Origin of the sequence: Pseudomonas spelaei (assembly GCF_009724245.1) — a bacterium.
In the GTDB taxonomy this organism is placed as follows: Bacteria; Pseudomonadota; Gammaproteobacteria; order Pseudomonadales; family Pseudomonadaceae; genus Aquipseudomonas; species Aquipseudomonas spelaei.
The window spans coordinates 157,840-181,832 of sequence record NZ_WNNK01000014.1; the positions used below are offsets into that span (position 1 = coordinate 157,840).

The window sequence follows — 23,993 nt, forward strand, 5'->3', positions numbered from 1 at the left end:
ACCGTCGCCTGTTCGAGCCTCATCGCGGGCAAGCCCGGCTCCCACACTTGACCGCATTTCTTCAGGTACAACTCGGTCAATGTGGGAGCCGGGCTTGCCCGCGATGAGGCCCGAACAGGTAGCCATAATTTCCGGCCTACAACCCCTCCAACTCCGCCATCAAATCACTCAACCGATCCACCTTCTCGGCACTGATGTCATTGGCCGCCAGCCCATCGATGTACTCGGCCAACTCCGCCACCGTGCTGCACTCGAACATCGCCCGCAACGGCACATCCCGCTGCAAGGTCTTCTGCACCCGCGAGGCAATTTGCGTCGCCAGCAACGAATGCCCGCCCAGTTCAAAGAAGTTGTCCTGCACCCCCACCCGCTCAACCTTCAGCACCTCGGCCCAGATATCGGCCAGGGTTTGCTCCAGCGCGTTGCCCGGCGCCAGGTAGTCCTGGCTGTGCAACTGGCCGATCTCCAGGGCTGGCAAAGCCTTCCGGTCAAGCTTGCCGTTGGCATTCAGCGGCAAGCGATCCAGCCACAACCAATGCAGCGGCACCATGTATTCCGGCAGCTCGGCCCGCAGGCGTTGCTTGATACGGTCCAGGCGCTCGCCGGGGTTAAGGGTCTCATCGGCGGCTACCAGGTAGCCAACCAGATGCTTGCCGTTTACGCCTTCCTGCACACCAACAGCCGCATCACGGACTTCCGGTTGTTCGTGCAAACGCGCTTCAATTTCCCCCAGCTCGATACGGTAGCCACGGATCTTCACTTGATGGTCGATACGGCCGACGTACTCCAACACGCCATCGCTACGACGACGGGCCAGATCACCGGTGCGGTACAGACGTTCACCCGCCCCGCCGAACGGGTTCGGCACAAACACTTGGGCAGTACGCAAAGGATCACTGACATAACCGCGCCCCACACCGATGCCCGCCACACACAGCTCGCCAACCGCCCCTTGCGGCACCAACTCCAGCGCACCGTCCAGCAGGTACAAACGGTTGTTGTCCGTCGGTGTGCCAATCGGCAGATAAGTGCCCCGGGTCGACGCCAGGTCGACGCGGAAGAACGCCACATCGTCCGAACATTCCGCCGGGCCGTAGGCGTTGACCAGGCCAATCTGCGGATAACGCAGCAGCCACTGATGCGCCAATTCCGGCGGCATCGCCTCACCGGTCGGCAACATCCAGCGCAAGCCGTCAAGGCTCATACGCTCCTGGGCCAGCATGCCCTGGATCAGCGACGGCACGCTTTCCAGCACGGTGATGCCCTGGGCCTGGACATGCTCCAGCAAGCCCTGGGGATCATGGGCAAGGGTGTTCGGCACGATATCCACGCGTGCGCCAAACAGCGGCGCGGCGAGGAACTGCCAGACGGAAATATCGAAACTTTGCGAGGCGGTCTGGGCGATCACGTCGGCTTCGCTCAGTTGCAGATACGGCACCTTGCTCAACTGGTTATTGAGCATGCCGCGCTGCTCCACCATCACACCTTTAGGCAGGCCGGTGGAACCCGAGGTGTAGATCACATACGCGAGGTTATCCGGGGCGCTGTAGATCCCGGGGTTCTCCTCTGATCCAGCAACCTCGTCCCACACCAACAACTTCGGACGACCGACGCAGGCAAATTCTTCCAGCAGCGCCAACGCCTGTTCCCGGCAAGCCTCGGTGCACACCAGCAGCGGTGTGCGACTCAAGTCGATGATTCGACTCAAGCGATGTGTCGGCAACCCCGGATCCAGCGGCAGGTAACCGGCACCGGCCTTGAAGCTGCCGATGATCATGCCCAGCAGGTCGAGATTACGTTCGGCCAGCAATGCCACCGGCTGATCCAGTCCGACACCCGCCGCGATCAGCGCATGGCCGAGGCGGTTACTGCGTCGGTTCAGTTCGGTGTAGGTCCAGCGTTGATCCAGGCAACTGGCGGCAATCCGTTGTGGATGCTGCGCCACCTGGGCCTCGAACAACTCAACGTAGCTCTGCTCCAGCGGATAATCATGCTCACTCTGGTTGCAGCCCTCCACGAGGAACTCACGCTCCCGCTCACCGATCAGCGGCAAGTCGGCCATATCGCCATGGAAGCCCTGCACCAGCGCCAGCAGCAGACGCTTGAACTCACCGAGCATGCCTTGCACGGTGGTTTCATCGAAGTAGCGCTGGTCGTAGGACAGGTGCAAACCCAGGTCATCACCCGGATAGCACACGGCAGTCAGCGGGAAATTGGTGTGGGTACGGCCGGAATCCGAGGTGGCATTCAGGCTTTGCGCACGGTCCAGCACCGAGACTTCCACCGGGGCGTTTTCAAACACGAACAGGCTGTCGAACAGCGGCTGGCCCTTGGGCAACTCGCTGTGTTCCTGGATCGTCACCAACGGCAGGTATTCGTATTCGCGCAGTTGCATATTGCTGTCGAGCAAGCCGCTGAGCCATTGGCGCACGCTGCACGTCTGGTCGTCCTCGGGCAGCTTGACCCGCAGCGCAATGCTGTTGATGAACAAGCCGACAGTGCGCTGCATCTGCGGCATGTCTACCGGGCGCCCGGCAACCGTAACGCCGAACAGCACGTCTCGATCACCGCTCAAACGTCGCAGTGCCAACGCCCACGCCGCCTGGGCGAAGGTGTTGACGGTCAGTTGATGGGCCTGGGCCAACTCACGCAATTGCGCACCGTCCCGCGCATCGAGCCGGGTGTAGCAATCGCCCACCACCATCCCGCCGCTGTGGCCTGCGTGCTCACGCAGGAACGGCCGGTCGCTCGGGATCGGCGTGGTGCGTTCAAAGCCTTGCAGGTTCTGCTGCCACCACTGCCGCGCCTCAGCCAGGTTCTGGCGTTGCAGCCAGGCAATGTAGTCGCGATAGCGCGGCGGCATTGCCAGTTGCGCCTCACGGCCTTCGCCCAGGGCCATGTAGATGTCGAAGAAGTCATTCATCAATAGCGAGCGGCACCAGGCATCGATGAGGATGTGGTGGTTGCTCATCATGAACCAGTAGCGAGCCTCGCCGACGCGGATCAGGCGCAGGTGGAATGGCGCCTGGTTGAGCAGATCGAAACCGGCTTCACGCTCCTGCTTGAGCAGGGCTTGCAGGCGCGGCTCCTGTTCGGCTTGCGGGTCGGCACTCCAGTCGAGGTACTCGATCGGCGTGCTGCCCGGCTTGTGGATCACTTGCAACATATCTTCGCCAACGTTCCAGCAGAACGAGGCGCGCAGGGCCTCGTGACGAGCGATCACCGCCTGCCAGGCCTGGGCGAACCGCTGCGGGTCGAGTTCGCTGTTGATGCGGTAGCGATCCTGCATGTAGTAGAGACCGGTACCCGGTTCCAGCAGGGTGTGCAGCAGCAGGCCTTCCTGCATCGGCGTCAGCGGGTAGACATCCTCGATCGCGCTGGCCGGTACCGGTAGCGCATCGAGCTGTGGTTGGGTCAGGCGTGCCAGCGGGAAGTCTGACGGTGTGAGGCCACCCGCCTCGTCCTTGAGGCAATGTTCGATCAGGCTTTGCAGCTCCGCCAGATAGGCGTGGGCCAGGTCGCTGATGGTCTGGCTGTCGTGTCGCTCGCGGCTGAAGGTCCAGCGCAGTACCAGCTCGCCACCGTACACCTGACTGTCGACGCTCAGCGCGTTGGGCAGTGGTGCGTCGGGGTCGTGGGCCAAGCCTGCTGATTCATCCAGCGGGTGGAACAGTGCGTCATCGCCGAAGCTCTGGTCGAACTGACCGAGGTAGTTGAAGGTGATCCCGGCAGTCGGCAATACGGCCATGGCCTGGCGGCACTGGTCGTCTGCCAGGTAGCGCAGTACGCCATAACCCAGGCCCTTGTGAGGCACCGCGCGCAGTTGTTCCTTGATCGCCTTGATCGAGGCGCCCTGCCCGGCGGCTTCTTCAATGTGCAGCGGGGTCAGGCGCAGCGGGTAGGCGCTGGTGAACCAGCCGACGCTGCGGGTCAAGTCGATGTCGTCGAACAAGGTCTCGCGGCCGTGGCCTTCCAGTTGGATCAAGGCCGACTCATGACCGCTCCAGCGACACAGCACACGGGCCAGGGCGGTCAGCAGCAAATCATTGACCTGAGTGCGGTAGGCACTCGGGGCTTGTTGCAACAGTTGGCGGGTGTATTCGGTATCCAGGCGCACGCTGATGGTTTCAGCATCACCGTTGCGCAGCAAGCCCTGCGGACGGTCCACCGGCAACTCAACAACCGGCCCGGCCAGCTGGTTCTGCCAGAGGCTCAACTCTTCGCGCAGGGATTCGCTGCAGGCATAGGCCTGCAAACGTGCCGCCCAGTCGCGCAACGCGCTGGTCTTGGCCGGCAAGTTGACGGACTGGCCGTCGCTCAACTGGCGATAGACGTTTTGCAGGTCTTCCAGCAGCACGCGCCAGGACACGCCGTCCACCACCAGGTGGTGGATCGCGATCATCAACCGTTGACGGCCTTCTGGACCGTCCACCAGCAAGGCGCGCAGCAAGGGGCCGTGTTCCAGGTCGAGACTGCGCTGGGTATCGGTGAACAGCGCGGCACACTGCGTCAAATCCGAGACCTGGGCCTGCAGCAACACGCCGCCTTCGGGCACGGCCAGATGCTCGGCGTGCCATTGGGCATCGCGCCGGGTAAAGCTCAGGCGCAGCGCATCGTGATGCTCCAGCACCGCCAACAGCGCTTGCTCCAGGCGATGGGGCTCGAGGACCTGCACCGGCTCCAGCAGCAACGCCTGGTTCCAGTGCTGACGCGCCGGAATATCGGTATCAAAGAACCAATGCTGGATCGGAGTCAGCCCCGACACGCCCGTCAGCAGGCCTTGCTCAGCGGTGACTTGCTCACTGCGGGTCGCCACCGCTGCCAGGGTCTGCACGGTCTGGTGCTGGAACAAATCGCGCGGGCTGAAATGAATCCCCGCCTGCCGCGCCCGGCTCACCACCTGGATCGACAGGATCGAATCGCCGCCCAGTTCGAAGAAGTTGTCGTCCAGGCCGACCTGTTGCACGTTGAGCACCGCACACCAGATCGCCGCCAGTGTTTGCTCCAGCTCATTGCGTGGCGCCACGTAGTGTTGACGATTGGCCTCAGGGTCCGGCTGCGGCAAGGCGCGGCGGTCGAGTTTACCGTTGGCGGTCAGCGGCATGCTGTCCAGTACCATCAGGTGCGCGGGCACCATGTAGTCCGGCAGTTGCGCTTTCAGATGGGCCTTGAGGACGTCGCGCAGGGCGCTGTGGTCCGCATCGTCACTGACCAGATACGCCACAAGCTGCTTGCCGCTCGGGCTGTCGAGGGCCAGCACTACCGCTTCGGCCACCGACGGGTGCTCCAGCAGACGGCTCTCGATTTCCCCCAGTTCAATACGGAAACCGCGAATCTTCACTTGATGGTCGATACGCCCCAGGTATTCCACCAGGCCATCGGCACGCTGGCGTACCAGATCGCCGGTGCGATACAGGCGACCACCGTTATCAGCGAACGGATCAGCCACAAAACGCTCCGCCGTCATGCCTGGACGCTGGTGATAACCCTGGGCCAGGCCGGCACCGCCGACGTATAACTCGCCGGTCGCACCCTGCGGGACCAACGCCAGGTCCGCGTCGAAAATATAGGCCACGCGCGCCCCGATGATGCTGCCGATCGGTACGCTGCCGGCCCCCTCCTCCAGAGACTCCGGAGCGAGGCTGGCGAGCGGCATGACCACGGTTTCAGTCGGGCCATAAGCGTTGAAAAACAGCGCCGGCTGGAACGCCGCACGGATACGTTGCAAGTGCTCACCGGTCAGCGCCTCGCCACCGGTGATGCACATGCGCACCGGCAAGGTCTGGTGTTGCGTCGCCAACCATTGTGCCAACTGGCTGCCGTAGCTCGGGGTGAACCCCAGGATATTGATTCGATGCTGACGAATCAGCCCGCAAATCTCTTCGGCATCCCATTGGCCCTGCGCACGCAGTACCACTTGCGCACCGCTGAGCAGCGGCACCAGCAAACGCTCGGTGGCCGCGTCAAAGTTGATGGAGTAGAAATGCAACTCGCAGTCATCCGCACGCATGCCGAAGCGCTCGATCACCGCCTGGCAATGCATGGCGATTTCACCGTGGGACACCACCACGCCCTTGGGCTTGCCGGTGGAGCCCGAGGTGTAGATCAGGTACGCCTGATGTTGCGCCAGGCTGAGAAACGGCAGTTCGCTGGCCGGATAGTCGGCAAGTGCCGGTGAGTCCTGTTCCAGGCACCAGCGGCTGACGCTGGCAGGCAGCTCACCCAGCGCATCGAACATCGCCGCGTCACTGAGCAACAGGCCGATGCCACTGTCTTCAATCATGTAGTGCAGGCGGTCCAGCGGGTATTCCGGGTCCAGCGGCACGTAGGCACCCCCGGCCTTGAGGATCGCCAGCAGGCCAATGACCATTTCCAGGGAACGTGGCAGCGCCAGGCCGACCCGCACTTGTGGGCCGACACCGCGCTCGCGGAGCATCCAGGCCAGGCGATTGGCGCGGCTGTCCAACTCGCTGTAGCTCAAGGTGTGTCCGGCAAAGGTCAAAGCCGGCGCGTCGGGACGGGCCAGGGCTTGCTCGCTGAACAGGTGGTGGATGCACTGGTCCAGGCGATGCTCGCCGGCTTCAATGCCGAGGCTGTCTTGCAAGGCGCGTTGTTCATCGGCCTGCAGCAGCGGCAGTTCGCTCAGACGCTGCTGCGGATCGGCAATCAACGCCTCCAGCAGATTGCGCCAATGTTCGGCCATGCGCGCGATGCGCGGTTCGTCGAACAAATCGGTGCTGTAGGTCAAGCAGCAACCCAGGCGATGATCGAGGTCGGTGACCTCCAGGTTGAGGTCGAACTTGGTGGCGCGGGCGTCGTTGGCCAGGTACTCGACGGTCATCCCGGCCAGTTGGCGGCGTTGCTGGAACTCCCAGCGCTGCACGTTGCACATCACCTGGAACAGCGGGTTGTACGCCGCACTGCGGGGTGGTTGCAGGGCTTCCACCAGATGGTCGAATGGCAGGTCCTGATGGGACTGACCTTCGATCACGGTGTGGCGGACCTGGTCAAACAACTCGCCCACACGCATCTGCCCGTTGAGCTGGCAACGCAGTACCTGGGTGTTGAGGAACGCACCAATCAGCCCTTCGCTTTCCGGACGAATCCGGTTGGCCACTGGCGCACCGATACGCAGGTCAGTCTGGCCGCTGTAGCGGTAGAGCAACACGGCAAGGGTGGCGGTCATGGTCATGAACAGCGTCAGGCCACGTTCGGCGTTGAAGGCCCGCACGCGAGCGGCAAGGTCGTCGCTCAAATCAAAGCGGTACAACTCACCCTGGTGACTTTGCACCGGCGGCCGTGGACGGTCGGCGGGCAGTTCCAGCAGCGGATGCTCGGAGCCCAGTTGTGCGGTCCAGTAATCCAGTTGACGTTGACGTTCACCGGATTCCAGCCACTGGCGCTGCCACACGCTGTAGTCCAAATACTGTACCGGCAACGGTTCCAGAGGCGATTCGCGCTCGTCGATAAAGGCTTCGTACAAGGCGCTGAGTTCACGGGCAAAGATGTCCATGGCCCAGCCTTCGGTGACGATATGGTGCAAGGTCAGCACCAGGTAGTGTTCCTGATCAGCGGCCTTGACCAGGCAAGCCCGCAGCAACGGGCCGGTTTCCAGGTCAAACGGCGTATGGGCTTCGCGGTCAGCCAATTGCTGCAAGCGCTGCTGACGCGCGTCTTCCGTCAGGGCCGAGAAATCCTGCCAATCCATGCGCACGCCGGTTTGCGCCGAGACCTTCTGCTGCGCTACGCCGTTGATACTCGGGAAGGTCGTGCGCAGGGTTTCGTGGCGCAGGATCAAGGCTTGCAGTGCCGCCTCGAAACGCCCGATATCCAGCACCCCACGCAAACGCGCCATGCCGCCGACGTTGTAGGCCGGGCTGTCCGGTTCCATTTGCCAGAGGAACCACATGCGCTGCTGGGAATACGACAGCGGCACCGGTTGGCTGCGGTCGACGTTGGCAATTGCCAGTTGCTGGTTGCGTTGCCCCGAGGCCTGAATCAGGTGTACTTGCTCGGCGAAATCGCCCAGCTCGCTGGCCTCAAACAAGGTGCGCAACGCCAGTTCGACGTCGCAGGCCTGGCGGGTACGGGAGATGATTTGCGTGGCCAGCAACGAATGGCCGCCGAGGGCGAAAAAGTCGTCCCGCAGGCCGATGCGTGGCAGGCCAAGCACTTCACGCCAGATGGCCGCGATTTGCTGTTGCAACGCTGTTTCAGGTTCGACGTGTTCACGCACTCGCCACACCGGTTCCGGCAACGCGCGGCGGTCGAGCTTGCCGCTGGGGCTTAATGGCATGGCGTCCAGGCGCATCAGTTGAGCCGGCACCATGTATTCCGGCAACTCGGCGGCCAGAGCGTTTTTCACCGCCTGATCGTCCAACTCGGTACTTGCGGTGTAGTAACCGATCAACTGCGCACCGGCCGCTGTTTCGCGCACCAGCACCACGGCCTGGGCGATGCCGTCCTGGGCCAGCAGACACGCTTCGATTTCTTCCGGCTCGACGCGAAAGCCCCGCAGTTTGACCTGCTGATCCAGACGGCCCAGATATTCCAATACGCCGTCGGCGTTCCAGCGCACGCGGTCGCCGGTGCGGTACAGGCGTGCGCCCGCCTCGCCCAATGGATCCGCCACAAAACGCTCGGCCGTCAAACCGGCACGGCCCAGGTAACCCCGGGCCAGGCCAACTCCGCCGATGCACAACTCGCCCGGCACACCCGCCGGCAGCAGGTTGAGCTGATCATCCAATACACGGCAGATGACATTGCCCAGTGGCCGGCCAATCGGCGAACGCTCGCCATCATCGCTGTGACAGTGCCAGTGGGTGACGTTGATCGCGGTTTCGGTCGGGCCATAACGGTTGTGCAACTGCACCGCCGGCCACTGCGCCAATACACGGTTACGCAGTTCGGCCGCCAAGGCTTCGCCACCCGAGAACAGGCGGCGCAAGCGGGTGCATTCGGCCGCCAAAGGCTCATCGACAAACAGCTGCAACAGCGGCGGCACGAAGTGCAGCGTGGTCACGCCATGCGCCTGCACCAACTGCGCGATGCGATGAGGATCGCGATGCTCACCAGGGCCTGCCAGCACCAAACGGCAACCGGTGATCAGCGGCCAGAAGCATTCCCACACCGACACGTCGAAACTGATGGGCGCCTTTTGCATCAGTACATCGGTTTCATTCAGTTGATAAGTCGCCTGCATCCACTGCAAACGCTCGGCCAGGGCCGCGTGAGTGTTGCCCACACCCTTGGGTTGGCCGGTGGAGCCGGAGGTGTAAATCACATAGGCCAGGTTGTCACCGTTAAGGTGCAGACCCGGGGCATGGCTCGACCAACTGTCGAGGTTGAGGCTGTCCATGGCGATCACACAGACGTCCTCGGCGGCCGGTAATTGCGCCAGCAGTGAGGTTTGGGTCAGCAGCAATTGCACGCCGCTGTCCTTGAGCATGTAAGCCAGGCGCTCGGCCGGGTAATCCGGGTCCAGAGGCACGTAGGCGCCGCCGGCCTTGATGATTGCCAGCAGGCCAATCAGCAATTGCGGCGAACGCTCGGCGGCGATGGCCACGCACACGTCCGGGCCAACGCCTTTGTCTCGCAGGTAGTGAGCCAGGCGATTGGCCTGGGCGTGCAGTTGGGCAAAGCTCAGGTGGCCGTCCTGCCACACCAGAGCGGTGCGCTCCGAGGCGTGATGATGATTGAGCAGCTCGGGCAACCATTGCTGCGCCGCAGCGCAAGGTGCTTCGCTCCATTGGCGTTGCTGCGCATGCTCATCGGCCTGAAGCAGCTTCAGATCCCCCAGGGCTTGTTGCGGTTGTTCGCACACCGCTTGCAGCAGGTTGATGAAGTGCTCGGCCAGGCGCTGGATGGTCGCGGCGTCAAACAGCTCATCAGCGTAGTCGAAGGACAGGCTCAGCCGGCCATTGCGGTCTTCTTCGCTGTGCAGTTGCAGGTCGAACTTGGCTTCGCGGCTGTGCCACGGCAACTCGTCAGCCAGCAGGCCGGGCAAGCGGCGCAAGGCGCTGAGGTCACGTTGCTGGTGGTTGAACATCACCTGGAACAGGCCTTGCTCGCGGGCTTGAGGGAAGGCTTCCAGCAGCTGTTCGAAAGGCAGGTCCTGATGGGCTTGGGCGCCCAAGGCAGAGGTTCGCGTGGCCGCCAGCAAATCCGTGAACGACAGGCGCGCATCCAGTTCGGCACGCAGTACCAGGGTGTTGATAAAGAAACCGATCAGGCCTTGGGTTTCCTGGCGTGGTCGGTTGGCGTTAGGTACGCCGATACGGATATCGCGCTGACCGCTGTAGCGATACAACAGGCTCTGAAAGGCCGCCAGCAACAGCATGAACGGTGTGGACTCGTGGGCCTGGGCGGTCTGGCGAATGGCTTCGCCGAGGCTGGCGCTCAACCGTACGCTGTGGCGGGAAGCGCTGCGAACGTGTTGCGCCGAACGCGGGTGATCGGTGGCCAGGCTCAGGGTCGGATGCTCATCGCCCAGCTGCGATGTCCAGTAGGCCAGTTGTCGCTGACTCTCACCTTCGGCCAGCCACTGGCGCTGCCAACTGCCGTAGTCGGCATATTGCAAAGCCAATGCGGGCAACGCCAGGGTTTGTCCCTGGGAGGTGGCGGCATACAGGCGCGAAAACTCATCGATCAGGATATTCAGCGACCAGCCATCGGCGATGATGTGGTGCATTGTCACCAGCAGTTGGTGGTCTTCATCCTCCAGACGTACCAGGGTTACCCACAGCAACGGGCCTTTTTCCAGGTCGAATTGGGTGCGGGCCTCGTCTTCGCGGATCTGTTGGGCGCGGGCTTCACGCTCTGGGGTGGGCAGGTCGCTGAGGTCGATCACTTGCAGGTCGAAATCGACATGGGCGTCGATTCGCTGGAAGGCCTGGCCGTCGCGTTCAAAGAACCGTGTGCGCAGGGCTTCGTGACGTTGAACCAACTGCTGGAAGCTCAAGCGCACCGCCTCTTCATCCAGCTCACCGCGCAAACGCAGGGCGCCGGGAATGGTGTAGGCGCTGCTGTGCGGGTCCAACTGCCAGGTGATCCACAAACGGTTTTGCGCCAGGGATTGCGGCAGGTCTTCCTGGCGCGACAAGGTGTGAATCGCGCCTTGGGCCACGCCGCCGTCCTGCTGCAATTGCGCAACACTGGCGGCGAAGGCCACGAGGATCGGCGCCTCGAACAGCAGGCGCAGGTTCAGTTCCAGGCCCAGGGTTTCCCGCAGGCGGGCGACCACCGAAGTGGCGGTGATGGAGTTGCCGCCCAGCAGGAAGAAGTGATCGTCGGCGGCCACCTCAGCCACCTGCAACTGTTCACGCCAGATAGCAGCAATCTGGCTTTGCAGTTCGGATTCCAGCCCGGCGTTATCACTCGCCTGCGCCTGCAGGTCCGGGAATTGTGCGTAGCTGTCGAGGCTGCCATCGGCCAGGCGATTGCGGCAGGCCGAACGCTGGACCTTACCGCTTGAGGTCTTCGGCAACGCGCCCGGGTTGAGCAACACCACCACGCATGGGGCTTCCTGATAGGCCTCGGCCACGGCTTGGCGGATGGCCTTGATCAGCGCTTCGGGCGGCAGGATTTTCTGCACGCTGCGACTGATTTCGGCAGCAATGCCGATGCCTTCTAGGCCTTGGTCATTGACCGCAAACGCCGCGACACGACCCTTGCGCACCACTTCCACTTCGCGCTCGACGGTTTGTTCGATGTCCTGCGGATACAGGTTGTGGCCACGGACGATCAGCAGGTCCTTCAAGCGGCCAGTGATAAACACTTCGCCGTCACGGACAAAGCCCAGGTCGCCCGTGCGCAACCAGGTGCGGCCTTCGTGCTGGACAAAGGTCTTCGCGGTGGCCTCGGGGTTGCGCCAGTAACCGTGGGCAATGCTCGGGCCGGTGGCCCAGATTTCACCCACGGCGTTGTCATTTAACTCGACCAGGGTATGGGGGTCGGCAATCAACACGGCGTGTTCGGGTTGGCTGGTGCCGCAGCTCATGATCGCACTGCCCTGCCCCAACTCAGCCCGGTTGGCGGCCAGCGCCTGTTCGTCCAGGCGCAAGGCCGGGATGCCCTGGCCACGGGTACCACCCGCGACAAACAAGGTTGCTTCGGCGAGGCCGTAGGAGGCGAAGAAATTGTTCGGGGTGAAGCCGCAGGCCGAGAATTTTTCAGCGAAGCGTTCCAGGGTATCGAGGCGAATCGGCTCGGAACCGGAATAGGCCACACGCCAGTTGCTCAGGTCCAGGCGCTCCAGGGCCGACTCACTGACCCGCTCGCTGCACAGCCGATAAGCGAAATCCGGTCCGCCACTGATAGTGCCGCCGTATTCACTGATTGCTTCCAGCCAGCGCAACGGCCGGCCCAGGAAGTACGCCGGGGACATCAGCACGCAAGGCACACCGCTGAAGATCGGTTGCAACAGGCCGCCGATCAGGCCCATGTCGTGATACAGCGGCAGCCAGCTGACGATCACGTCGTCAGGGTTCAGATCAATGCCAAAACCGCGACGTATCAACAGTTCGTTGGCCACCAGGTTACCGTGGGTGACTTGCACGCCTTTGGGCAACGCGGTGGAGCCGGAGGTGTATTGCAAAAAGGCGATGTCATCGTCCTGCAAGTCAGGTGCGACCCAACCTTCAGCGCTCTGGACACTCAGGTCATCGACACACAGCAACGACGGCGCCTCGTTGATTTGCGCCAGGGAATCACGCAGGCCGGTGCTGGTCAGCAACAGCCGTGGCTCGGCATCAGCAATGATCGACAGCAGCCGCTCCTGGTGATGGCGGCGGGTGGACTCCGGCGGATAGGCCGGCACCGCGATCACCCCGGCGTACAGGCAACCGAAGAACGCCGCGACATAATCCGGACCACTGGGAAACAGCAACACGGCGCGATCGCCCAGCTCGGCCGAAGCCTGCAAGGCGCCGGCGATGGTGCGGGCGCGAAGATCCAGATCACGGTAGCTGAGAACAACACTGTGCTCGCTGTTCTCGGCCAGGAAACGCAGGGCTACCTGATCCGGGGTCTGCGCGGCACGGCGTTGAAGGGACTGGACCAGGGTGCGGGGAAGTTCGAAGGCGTCCATCATGGGGTTCCTGCCTGAAATCGGCTTACGGGGAAATCGGGGAGTCAAATCTGTGGCGAGGGGCGTGTGCCCTAGTGGCTCAGCGCATTCTGGCGCGCCGCGCCATTGCGCCAGCGAGCCAGGTGTTCGTCGGCATAACGGCGCAGGCAGCGCAGCACCGAGGTTTCCTGTTGCATCAGGAAAAAGTGGTGCCCCTCGAACATGTCCAGGGAAAAGCCGGTGGTGGTGTCTTCCTGCCAATCCAGCAGTTGCTCGGCGCGCACACTGTCTTGCTTGCCACCAAACACATGGATCGGCATCGCCAGCGGCTCGCGCTCGCCATAGTGGAAGCTGCCGCACAGCAGAAAGTCGGCCCGCAGGATCGGCAGCATCAACTGCATCAACTCGTGATTGGCCAAGGCATCTTCGGCGGTGCCCTTGAGTTCGCGCAGGCGGGTGATCAATTGCGCATCGGTCTTTTCGATGGCGTATTCGCTGACATCTCGCCGCGCCGGGCCCGCCGTACCGGACGCAAATAACGCCAGGGGCTCCGGCATACCGCGCTCGCGCAGGGCATGGGCCAGCTCGAATGCCAGCAGACCGCCAAGGCTGTGGCCGAACAAAGCGTAGGGGCCATCAAGTTGCACGCTGATCTCAACCGCCAGTTGCGCCGCCAAGGCCTTGATGTCGCGCTGCAACGGCTCATCCATGCGCCTGCCACGGCCTGGCAGCTCCAGTGGACACACCTGCAACCACTCAGGCAACGCCCGGCGCCAACGGCTGTAGACCATGGCACTGGCACCGGAATACGGCAGGCAAAACAGGCGCAGTCGTGTCGGTGAGCTCATTGCAAAGCACCCCGGCACTCACGATAGAAACCCATTTTGTCCTCCTCCCAGAGCGGATCCTTGGCCCGTTTGCTAACAGGCCTGTCATCCATGAGAACGGATGGCATCTGGAAATAATTAGTCGCCGGGCACGAGCGAGACGCGGTTCACACCTGACGAAAAGACATAAGATTAGTTCGTCTTCTCATTTGACAATCATTATCATTCAGCATAATTTGTTGCCCGATGTGTAGGGAGGCTCAGCACGGACGCCCCCCACCACCCTCTTTTGCAGCAAGGTGACTTCCATGACGGAACAAGTATCCACAAGCAGGTGCGACTCACCGTTACTCCAGGCTTTTGTCGACAACCGGTTGATCCTGGTCAAGATCGCAGCCCGCATTACCGGTTGCCGCTCCCGTGCCGAAGACGTGGTGCAAGACGCCTACTTCCGCCTGCAATCGGCGCCGACCATTACTTCATCGTTCAAAGCCCAGCTCAGTTACCTGTTTCAGATCGTGCGCAACCTGGCGATCGATCATTACCGCAAGCAGGCGCTGGAGTTGAAGTACTCAGGCACCGAAGAGGAAGGCTTGAATGTGGTGATTCACGGCGCGTCACCGGAAACCTCGCACATCAATTTCTCGACCCTGGAAAACATCGCGGACGCCCTGACCGAGCTGCCCAAGCGCACCCGCTACGCGTTCGAGATGTATCGCCTGCATGGCGTGCCGCAAAAGGACATCGCCAAGGAGTTGGGGGTCTCACCGACCCTGGTGAACTTCATGATTCGTGATGCACTGGTGCATTGCCGCAAGGTCTCGGGGACTCACAGCGATACGTTTGCGCGGCGGGTCTGACGACAGAGCCGCGTGCGTGCAATAACGGTGTAGCCGCTGCCGAGGCACGAGGCTGCGATGCGTGTCCGCAGGACCGCCACTGGGGCCGCTACGCAGCCCATCGCAGCCTCGTGCCTCGGCAGCGGCTACACCAGCGTCACACCAGCGTCACACCAACCCACACCGCTCAAAAAACCGCTCACGCCCCAGAATCATCAGTGCCGCGCGCTTGTGGGGGAAATCGAATTCCTTCTCGCAGTGGAAACACTGGTTCTGCATATGGCCGATCATCTTCGCGTTATCGGCACGCGGTTCAGCCACTACCCGCTGGGTACGTGGATCATCCAGAAACAGATAGTGCACCAGCGCCGACATCCAGCTGGCGACCTTGTGCGGGCCCCGGTGATGCTCCTCCCCGACCAACATATGAATGCCGCGGTCGTAATCGCCGGCATCATAGAACGGTGCGATACGGTCCTCCTTGGCCCAATAGGCTTCGAAGTAAGCAAAAGGCTCATCATCAAAACACCCGATCAGGGTCAGCGCGTGCGGGTCGGCGTCCAGCTTGTCCAGGTACTCGCGATGCTGCTCCAGGCTGCCGCCCTCCTGCCAGAAATGCACCACTCGCGCACTGTTTTGCCAGCGGTTGAAGCGGGCCAGGTCGACGTCGATCTCGACGGTGCGCAATGACACCCATGCACCCAGGCGCGCATCGAAACGGCGGTAAACCTCACCCCGGGGCTTCGGCGCGCGGACGGGGTGACGCTTGCCGTCGCTGATCTTCATCTGCTGCGGATAAGCGCCACTGAGGGGTTGCCCGAGCCAGGGTTGCGGCAATTGCCAGAACAACGTGCGCTCGCAACGAAACTGGCCCGGCGTTGGCGTGGCGACCAGCAACCCGCTGCGCAAGGCATCATCGGGGGCGTGCTCCAGGTACCAGGTCAGGTGTTGTCGAGCCGGCTCCTTGGCGAACAGCCAGTAACAGGCCGCCCACAACGCGCGAGCAGCCGGCACGCTGCCGGCCTCCTGCAAATGCACCTGCAACTCATCGCCACGCTCAAGGCGTAGACGAATCAGCGACTCGCCTTCCAGGGTCAGGCTCAGGCGGCTTTCACTTTCATCGGCATTCAAGGCAGGCCCTGCCGGCAAGGGCAGGACCGACAGGTCATTCAGATTGGACATGGGTGAGGCTCACGGTAATCGTCGACAGTTGAAGAAGTGACGTGAGCCAGGCGGGAAAATTTAACCCTGGGGTACAGCGGGTACGGGCAAGACCTCAATACGATAGGGTTCGAAAATCTTCAACAACGCGCCACTGTCACGCAACCGCCCCAACAATTCGGCGAACGCCTCGCCGCTGAGGGGCGCCTTGGGCCGCAGCAAGGCGAAGTGGTGGTACACCTGATCAATTCGCTCGGACACCAGAAACTGCCCGGCCATATCCGCATTGCGCACCAGAAAATCGCTGAGGTAGGAACGGGTCACCAAGGCAATGTCGGCACGGCCACGGGCGACCATCAGCAGATTGCTGTCGTGGGAGTACGTCAGCGTGGCGTTGAAATGCTCCGCCATGTATTTGGGGTCAGAATTGAAGTTGGCAAACGCATAGTGATAACCGCTGAACACCGCCAAGTGCTTGCCCGAAAGGTCCGTGAAATACCCTTGGTCGCGACCCGGCGCACGCTGGGCGACGAAGATTTCCGCGTCTTCCAGGCCCATGTCGACAGCGACGTGAGGAATATCCTGCCAACCCCATTTCGGGTTCTCGAAGATCGCCATGTCGACCCGGCCCTGCTGGAAGTCACGGAAACGCCGGGGAATCGAGGTAGGCACCAGCACAAACTGGTAGTCGCTCTGCAAACTGTTCAAGGCTTCCAGCAGTTGCGGCAGCAACCCGGTGTCGGCGCCCTGCTCCGGGCGCACGGTGTAAGGCGGAAAATGTGCGGCGCCGACTCGAACCAATTGGCCCGCCCAAACCGGTGCCTGCCACAGCGCGCCTAGTGCCAATATTGTAAGTCCCGCAGCCAGCCGCCATGGCGAAAACATCAAGGCACGCACCGTTCAAAATTTTGATGCCGCTAAGCTAGGCGTTTTTATCTGGCGAGACAACTTTCTGCCGCACAATTAATGGCTTGCGCGACAAGCCTAGTCAGCTTTGAGCACCATCAGCAACGCTTCGTCTGCCAGTTGTTCCAGGGTCATGCTGCCTTGGGCGCGGAACCAGGTGGTGGTCCAGGACAAGGCACCGGTGAGGAAGCGTCGGGTAATAAATACATCGCCCTTGATATAACCGACGTCCTTGGCCTCGCCCAACACCTGCAACCAGATGTCTTCATACACGTCACGCAAGGCCAATACCTGAGCTTGCCCTTCGGCCGACAGGGAACGCCATTCGTACACCAGCACCGCCATCGCCTCGCCGCTGCCGCCCATGATTGACTGCAATTCACAGCGAATCAGCGCCAGCACCCGCTCACGCACGTTGCTCGCTTCAGCCAGGGACGCGCGCATCAGCGCAGTGTTGTAGTGAATGGTTTCCTCCATCACCGCGCGCAGGATCTCGTCCTTGCTCTTGAAGTGATGAAAGATGCTGCCGGACTGAATCCCCACCGCACCGGCCAAATCACGCACCGTGGTGCGCTCGAAGCCCTTGTTGCGAAACAGGTGAGCTGCGGTTTGCAGCAACTTGCCGCGAGCGCTGTCAGGGTCGGTCAATTGCCCGGCGTCGACCATGGCGCGCATTACCAGCAGGGCTTTTTGCTCATCCATGCTGCTCTCCTTAACTTCTGGTTACGTCTTGGCCGGCAATTTAGGCCGTGACAGCCACCCAAGCAAGCGCTTGGGTAAAACTTGTGACTAGAGTTTACAAACCAAGCGCTTGCTTGGTAGTCTCGGCACAGCCCTTTCAGAGAAGGACTTCTCATGAACAAGACGGTTCGTATCGGCTGTGCCAGCGCCTTCTGGGGCGATACCTGCACCGCCGCTGCGCAGTTGGTACAAGGCGGCGCGCTGGATTACCTGGTGTTCGACTACTTGGCGGAAGTCACGATGTCGATCCTTGCCGGGGCACGGATGAAAGATCCCCAGGCCGGCTACGCCACCGACTTCGTCGAGGTCCTCACGCCGTTGCTCGGCGACATCCAACGCCAGGGCATCCGCGTGATCAGCAACGCCGGCGGCATCAACCCCCAAGCCTGCGCCACCGCCTTGCAAGCCGCCTGCGATCAGGCGCAGATCCCGTTGAAAATTGCCGTGCTGCTCGGGGATGACTTACAGCCGCAATTCAAACAACTCACCGGTACCACCGATATGTTCAGCGGCGCGCCCCTGCCGCCAATGTGTGTGTCCACCAATGCCTACCTCGGCGCACCGGGCATCGTCGAGGCACTGAAACTCGGCGCCGACATCGTCATCACCGGGCGTGTGGTGGACAGCGCCGTGGTCAGCGCGGCGCTGGTGCATGAGTTCAACTGGTCGTGGCACGACTACGATCACCTGGCCCAGGCGGCGCTGGCCGGGCACATCATCGAATGCGGCGCCCAGTGCACCGGCGGCAACTTCACCGACTGGCGCGACGTGCCAGATTACGAGCACATTGGTTTTCCGATTGTGGAGGTCAGCGCCGATGGCCAGTTCACCGTCAATAAAGTCGAAGGCACCGGCGGCCTGATCAGCGAACTGAGTGTCGCAGAGCAGTTGCTGTATGAAATCGGCGACCCTCGGGCCTATTTGCTGCCCGACGTGATCTGCGATTTCAGCCAGGTCAAGCTCCAGCAGCAAGGCAAAAACTGCGTGCACCTGCACGGCGCCAAAGGCCTGCCACCGACCGATCAGTACAAGGTCAGCGCCACCTGGCCGGACGGTTTTCGCTGCACCGCCAGTTGCCTGATCGCCGGTATCGACGCCGTGGCCAAGGCCGAGCGGGTCAGCCAGGCGATCATCAACAAGACTTCGGAACTATTCAGCCAGCGTGGCTGGGCGCCCTACACCGATGTGAATATCGAACTGCTGGGCAGCGAAGCCACCTATGGCGCCCATGCACAGCGCCAGGATTGCCGTGAGGTGGTGGTGAAACTGGCAGTGCGTCATCCCAGCAAACAGGCACTGGTGCTGTTCGCCCGGGAGATTGCCCAGGCGGCTACCGGCATGGCGCCAGGGTTGACCGGCATCGTCGGTGGACGGCCAACGGTCTATCCGTTGATTCGGCTGTTTTCGTTTCTGATCGACAAGACCGCCTGCACGTTGGCCGTCGACTTTCTCGGCGAACGTCATCCCTGCGACCTGCCGAAAAGCCAGGCACTGAACACCCACACCCTGCCCGTACCGCTCGACCCACCTCAACCCCTGGGCCAGGCCAACGCCAGCGTACCGCTGGTAAAACTCGCTGTGGCGCGCTCCGGCGACAAAGGCAATCACAGCAACATCGGCGTAATCGCCCGCAAGCCCGAGTACCTGCCGTGGATCGCCGAGGCGCTGACACCAGAAGTGATCGTCGATTGGATGAGTCACGTGCTCGACCCGGTCCACGGCCGCGTCGAACGCTGGTACCTGCCCGGCAGCCACAGCCTGAACTTCCTGCTGGAAAACGCCCTGGGCGGCGGCGGGATCGCCAGCCTGCGCATCGACCCGCAAGGTAAAGCCTTCGCCCAGCAATTGCTGGAGATCCCGATTGCCGTGCCGCAACACCTCGCCGATCAACTTAACTAATTAAAGGATCCGTGCCGTGGCCTTCGACTCGATCTTCAAAGCCGACCTGTTTCAAGGGCAGACCGTTATCGTCACCGGTGGCGGCAGCGGTATCGGCCGCTGCACCGCCCATGAACTGGCCGCCCTCGGTGCCCAGGTGATCCTCGTGGGCCGCAAGCCGGAAAAGCTGCAAACGGTCATGGCGGAAATCCTCGAAGACGGCGGCATCGCGAGCTGGCTGGCCTGCGATATCCGTGATGAGGAGGCGGTCAAAGCCTTGGTCAGCCAGGTCATTCAGGCACACGGCCCGATTCACGGCTTGGTGAATAACGCCGGCGGCCAATACCCCTCGCCGCTCGCCTCAATCAATCAGAAAGGCTTTGAAACCGTGCTGCGCACTAATCTGGTGGGCGGATTCCTGATGGCACGGGAAGTGTTCAACCAGTCCATGAGCAAGCACGGCGGCGCCATCGTCAACATGCTCGCCGATATGTGGGGCGGCATGCCGGGCATGGGCCACTCGGGAGCGGCGCGCTCGGGGATGGACAACTTCACCAAGACTGCGGCCTTTGAATGGGGTTACGCCGGGGTGCGGGTCAACGCCGTGGCACCGGGATGGATTGCCTCCAGTGGCATGGACACCTACGAAGGCGCGTTCAAGGCCGTGATTCCCACCTTGCGCGAACACGTTCCCCTCAAGCGCATCGGTACCGAGTCGGAAGTCAGCGCGGCGATTGTGTTTCTGCTCAGCCCTGCCGCAGCGTTCGTCAGTGGCAGCACCCTGCGTATCGACGGCGCCGCCAGCCTGGGCAGCCGCGCCTGGCCATTGCACAAGGCCCAGCCGCCCAGCGAGCCCTTCAATGGTTTCCACCGGGCGTACCTGCCGGACGTACTCAAGGAGGAGAAATAAGCCATGCCGGTGATCGACTCGCAACTCGACGTCCACAGCCTGCAGTTTGCCCAGAACCGTGAAGCGATGCTCACGGGCATCCATCAGTTGCGTCAACTGGAGCAAAACCTGCTGAGCAAGGCGGCCGAGGCCAAGGCCAAGTTCGACAAGCGCGGGCAACTGCTGCCACGGGAACGCTTGAATCTGCTGCTGGATCCCGGCGCGCCGTTTCTCGAGTTGGCAAGCCTGGCCGGCTACAAACTGCACGATGACAAGGACGGCAGCGCGGCCGGCGGCGGACTGATTGCCGGTATCGGTTACGTCAGCGGCGTGCGCATGCTGGTGGTCGCCAACAACAGCGCGATCAAGGGCGGAACCATTTCCCCCAGCGGCCTGAAAAAATCCCTGCGCCTGCAACAGATCGCCATGGAGAACAAATTGCCGGTGGTGACCCTGGCCGAAAGTGGCGGCGCCAACCTCAATTACGCAGCGGAGATCTTCGTTGAGGGCGCGCGCAGTTTTGCCAATCAGGCGCGAATGTCAGCCATGGGCTTGCCGCAGATCACTGTGGTTCATGGTTCGGCCACCGCCGGCGGGGCTTATCAGCCAGGGCTGTCGGATTACGTGGTAGTGGTGCGCGGCAAGGCGAAACTGTTTCTCGCCGGCCCGCCGCTGCTCAAGGCCGCTACCGGTGAAGTCGCCACCGATGAAGCCCTGGGCGGTGCCGAGATGCACGCACAGACCGCCGGGACCGCCGAATACCTGGCCGAAAACGACGCCGACGGTGTGCGTATCGTGCGTGAGATTGTCAGCTTGTTGCCCTGGGATGAGCGCTTGCCCGCCCCACCTACGCGCGCCTATACCGAACCGCTGTACCCGATCGAAGAGCTGCTGGGCCTGATCCCCGACGACCCGAAAAAGCCCTACGACGTACGGGAAATCATTGCACGCCTGGCGGACGCTTCGAACTTCCTCGAATTCAAGGGCGAGTTCGATCCCCATACCGTCTGCGGCCACTTGCAGATCCAGGGCCGGGCCTGTGGCTTTATCGGCAATAACGGCCCGATCACCCCCCAGGGCGCGAGCAAGGCGGCGCAGTTCATTCAACTGTGCGACCAGAGCCGGACACCGCTGCTGTTCTTCCACAACACCACCGGGTTCATGGTGGGCACCGAGTCGGAGCAGCAAGGTGTCATCAAGCACGGTGCGAAGATGATCCAGGCGGTGGCCAATGCGCGTGTACCGAAACTGACCCTCGTCGTCGGCGGTTCCTATGGCGCCGGCAACTACGCGATGTGCGGCCGTGGCCTGGACCCGCGCTTTATCTTCGCCTGGCCCAACAGCCGCACCGCCGTGATGGGCGGCGCCCAGGCGGGCAAGGTGCTGCGGATTGTCACCGAGGCCAAGCAGCTCAAGGACGGACTGGTGCCCGATCCCAAAATGCTCGACATGCTGGAACAGGTCACCGCACAGAAACTCGACAGCCAGTCCACCGCGCTGTATGGCAGCGCCAATGTGTGGGACGACGGGCTGATTGATCCACGGGACACCCGCACCTTGCTCGGCTACTTGCTGGATATCTGCCATGAAGCCGAGGTGCGGCAATTGCAGCCCAACAGTTTTGGTGTGGCGCGGTTTTAACCTACAGGAGAACAATAAAAATGATCTTCACCCAGGAACACGAAGCACTGCGTCGCACCGTCCGTGGCTTTGTCGAGCGCGAGATCAACCCGCATGTGGACGAATGGGAAAAGGCCGGACACTTCCCGATCCACAACATCCTCCACAAGGCCGGCGAGCTTGGCCTGCTGGGCATTTCCAAGCCGGAAAAATTCGGCGGCATGGGCCTGGACTACAGCTACTCGATTGTCGCCGCCGAAGAGCTCGGCACCATCCGCTGCGGCGGCATCCCGATGTCCATCGGCGTGCAGACCGACATGTGCACCCCTGCCCTGGCCCGCTTTGGCTCCGATGAACTGCGCGACGAGTTCCTCCGCCCAGCCATCAGCGGCGAGCAAGTCGGCTGCATCGCCGTCTCGGAAACCGGTGCCGGCTCCGACGTGGCCGGGCTGAAAACCCATGCGCGCAAGGACGGTGACGACTACGTGATCAACGGCAGCAAGATGTGGATCACCAACGCCCCCAGTGCTGATTTTATCTGCCTGTTGGCCAACACTTCGGACGGCAAGCCGCACATCAACAAGTCACTGATCATGGTGCCGACGAACACGCCCGGCGTCAGCGTCAGTGCGCCCCTGGAAAAGCTCGGCATGCACAGTTCGCAAACCGCCCAGGTGTTTTTCGACGACGTGCGCGTGCCTCAGCGCAACCGCATCGGGCACGAAGGTGCGGGGTTCATGATGCAGATGCTGCAGTTCCAGGAAGAACGGCTGTTCGGCGCCGCCAATATGATCAAGGGCCTGGAGTACTGCGTCGACAGCACCATCGAGTACTGCAAGGAACGCCAGACCTTCGGCAAGGCACTGATTGACAACCAAGTGATCCACTTTCGCCTGGCCGAACTGTCCACCGAAATCGAATGCCTGCGGGCGCTGGTCTACCAGGCCACCGAGCAGTACATCAAAGGTCAGGACGTGACCCGACTGGCCTCCATGGCCAAGCTCAAGGCCGGGCGGCTGGGCCGGGAAGTCAGCGACAGTTGCCTGCAATACTGGGGCGCCATGGGCTTCATGTGGGACAACCCGGTGGCCCGGGCTTACCGTGATGTGCGGTTGGTGTCGATTGGCGGCGGTGCCGACGAAATCATGCTGGGGATCATCTGCAAACTGATGGGCACCCTGCCAGGGAAAAAGCCATGAGTACCCTGCTGCTGGAACGCCATAAAGGGGTGCTGCATGTCACCCTCAATCGGCCGGAAAACCGCAATGCCATGAGCTTGCAGATGGTCATCGAATTACGTGAGGTACTGGCGCAGCTCGACAGCCAGGTACGCGCGGTGGTGATCAGCGGTGCGGGTGGGCATTTCTGCGCGGGGGGCGATGTGAAAGATATGGCCAACGCGGGCGGCAAGGACCAGGTGCAGGCGCTCAACCGGGTGTTTGGCGCGTTGTTGCAGGAGGTTGAAGCCCTGCCACAGGTGGTGATCACGGTGCTGCAGGGCGCGGTGCTGGGGGGTGGGTTTGGCTTGGCCTGTGTCAGTGATATCGCGATTGCCGATCACAAGGCGCAGTTCGGGTTGCCGGAGACCAGCCTGGGTGTGTTGCCGGCACAGATTGCTCCGTTTGTGGTCAAGCGTATCGGTTTGACCCAGGCTCGGCGGTTGGCGCTGACGGCGGCGCGGGTTGATGGGGTTGAAGCTGGGCGCTTGGGGTTGGTGCACTTTGTCGAGGGTGATTCCCAGGCGTTGGCGCAGCGGTTGGATGAGGTGTTGGGGCAGGTGCTGCGGTGTGCGCCTGGGGCTAATGCACGGACCAAGGCTCTGTTGCTGGCCAGTGTTGAGCAGCCCTTGGGGCCATTGCTGGACCAGGCGGCGCAGTGGTTTGCCGAGGCGGTGATGGGGGAGGAAGGGGTTGAGGGGACTCAGGCTTTTGTGCAGAAGCGTAAGCCTCGGTGGGTTGGGTGATGGGGGGGGTTGATGGTGGGCATATCCGGTGCTGCGGTGATGGCGGCTATTGGTTCCGCCCTTACGGCGGGTCACTTTGGAAAAGCCCCAAAGTAACCAAAGG

Annotated in this window: 11 protein-coding genes; 6 read left to right on the top strand and 5 right to left on the bottom strand. The window is 62.2% G+C overall.

Features of this window, described 5'->3' with window-relative positions; genetic code table 11:
• Positions 1 to 136: 136 nt before the first annotated feature.
• Together GNF76_RS17615 and GNF76_RS17620 are read right to left on the bottom strand one after the other, a co-directional pair.
• Positions 137 to 13,090 (bottom strand): non-ribosomal peptide synthetase, encoded by a 12,954-nt coding sequence (locus GNF76_RS17615; protein ID WP_155584391.1) that lies wholly within the window; start codon positions 13,088 to 13,090, stop codon positions 137 to 139.
• A gap of 68 nt (positions 13,091 to 13,158) precedes the next feature.
• Complete coding sequence (locus GNF76_RS17620) at positions 13,159 to 13,914, bottom strand: thioesterase II family protein (RefSeq protein ID WP_155584392.1); 756 nt, start codon at positions 13,912 to 13,914, stop codon at positions 13,159 to 13,161.
• A gap of 287 nt (positions 13,915 to 14,201) precedes the next feature.
• Here GNF76_RS17620 and GNF76_RS17625 point away from each other — a divergent pair, with 287 nt between their 5' ends.
• Entirely contained in the window at positions 14,202 to 14,753 is a 552-nt protein-coding gene (locus GNF76_RS17625) for an RNA polymerase factor sigma-70 (protein WP_155584393.1), read from the top strand.
• 147 nt (positions 14,754 to 14,900) lie between these two features.
• Here GNF76_RS17625 and GNF76_RS17630 read toward each other — a convergent pair whose 3' ends face one another.
• The 3 genes from GNF76_RS17630 to GNF76_RS17640 all read right to left on the bottom strand — a co-directional run bounded on the left by GNF76_RS17630 (position 14,901) and on the right by GNF76_RS17640 (position 17,501).
• Positions 14,901 to 15,914, bottom strand: a complete 1,014-nt coding sequence (locus GNF76_RS17630; protein WP_155584394.1) for a GNAT family N-acetyltransferase — start codon at positions 15,912 to 15,914, stop codon at positions 14,901 to 14,903.
• A 60-nt stretch (positions 15,915 to 15,974) separates the two neighbouring features.
• On the bottom strand, positions 15,975 to 16,778 hold the full coding sequence (locus tag GNF76_RS17635; protein ID WP_155584395.1) for a substrate-binding periplasmic protein: 804 nt from the start codon (positions 16,776 to 16,778) through the stop codon (positions 15,975 to 15,977).
• Positions 16,779 to 16,877: 99 nt separating this feature from the next.
• A complete protein-coding gene (locus tag GNF76_RS17640) occupies positions 16,878 to 17,501 on the bottom strand; it encodes a TetR/AcrR family transcriptional regulator (protein ID WP_155584396.1) in 624 nt (207 codons plus the stop codon).
• A gap of 153 nt (positions 17,502 to 17,654) precedes the next feature.
• Here GNF76_RS17640 and GNF76_RS17645 point away from each other — a divergent pair, with 153 nt between their 5' ends.
• The 5 genes from GNF76_RS17645 to GNF76_RS17665 are packed head-to-tail and all read left to right on the top strand — an operon-like array spanning position 17,655 to position 23,890.
• On the top strand, positions 17,655 to 19,439 hold the full coding sequence (locus GNF76_RS17645; protein ID WP_155584397.1) for an acyclic terpene utilization AtuA family protein: 1,785 nt from the start codon (positions 17,655 to 17,657) through the stop codon (positions 19,437 to 19,439).
• A gap of 16 nt (positions 19,440 to 19,455) precedes the next feature.
• Complete coding sequence (locus tag GNF76_RS17650; RefSeq protein ID WP_178123392.1) at positions 19,456 to 20,328, top strand: SDR family oxidoreductase; 873 nt, start codon at positions 19,456 to 19,458, stop codon at positions 20,326 to 20,328.
• A gap of 3 nt (positions 20,329 to 20,331) precedes the next feature.
• Complete coding sequence (gene atuC / locus GNF76_RS17655; RefSeq protein ID WP_155584398.1) at positions 20,332 to 21,948, top strand: geranyl-CoA carboxylase subunit beta; 1,617 nt, start codon at positions 20,332 to 20,334, stop codon at positions 21,946 to 21,948.
• 20 nt (positions 21,949 to 21,968) lie between these two features.
• Positions 21,969 to 23,126, top strand: coding sequence for a citronellyl-CoA dehydrogenase (gene atuD / locus GNF76_RS17660; protein ID WP_155584399.1), 1,158 nt, complete (start codon positions 21,969 to 21,971; stop codon positions 23,124 to 23,126).
• Positions 23,123 to 23,890, top strand: a complete 768-nt coding sequence (locus GNF76_RS17665; protein ID WP_155584400.1) for an enoyl-CoA hydratase/isomerase family protein — start codon at positions 23,123 to 23,125, stop codon at positions 23,888 to 23,890. Before atuD ends, GNF76_RS17665 begins: the two co-directional genes overlap by 4 nt.
• Positions 23,891 to 23,993: the final 103 nt, after the last annotated feature.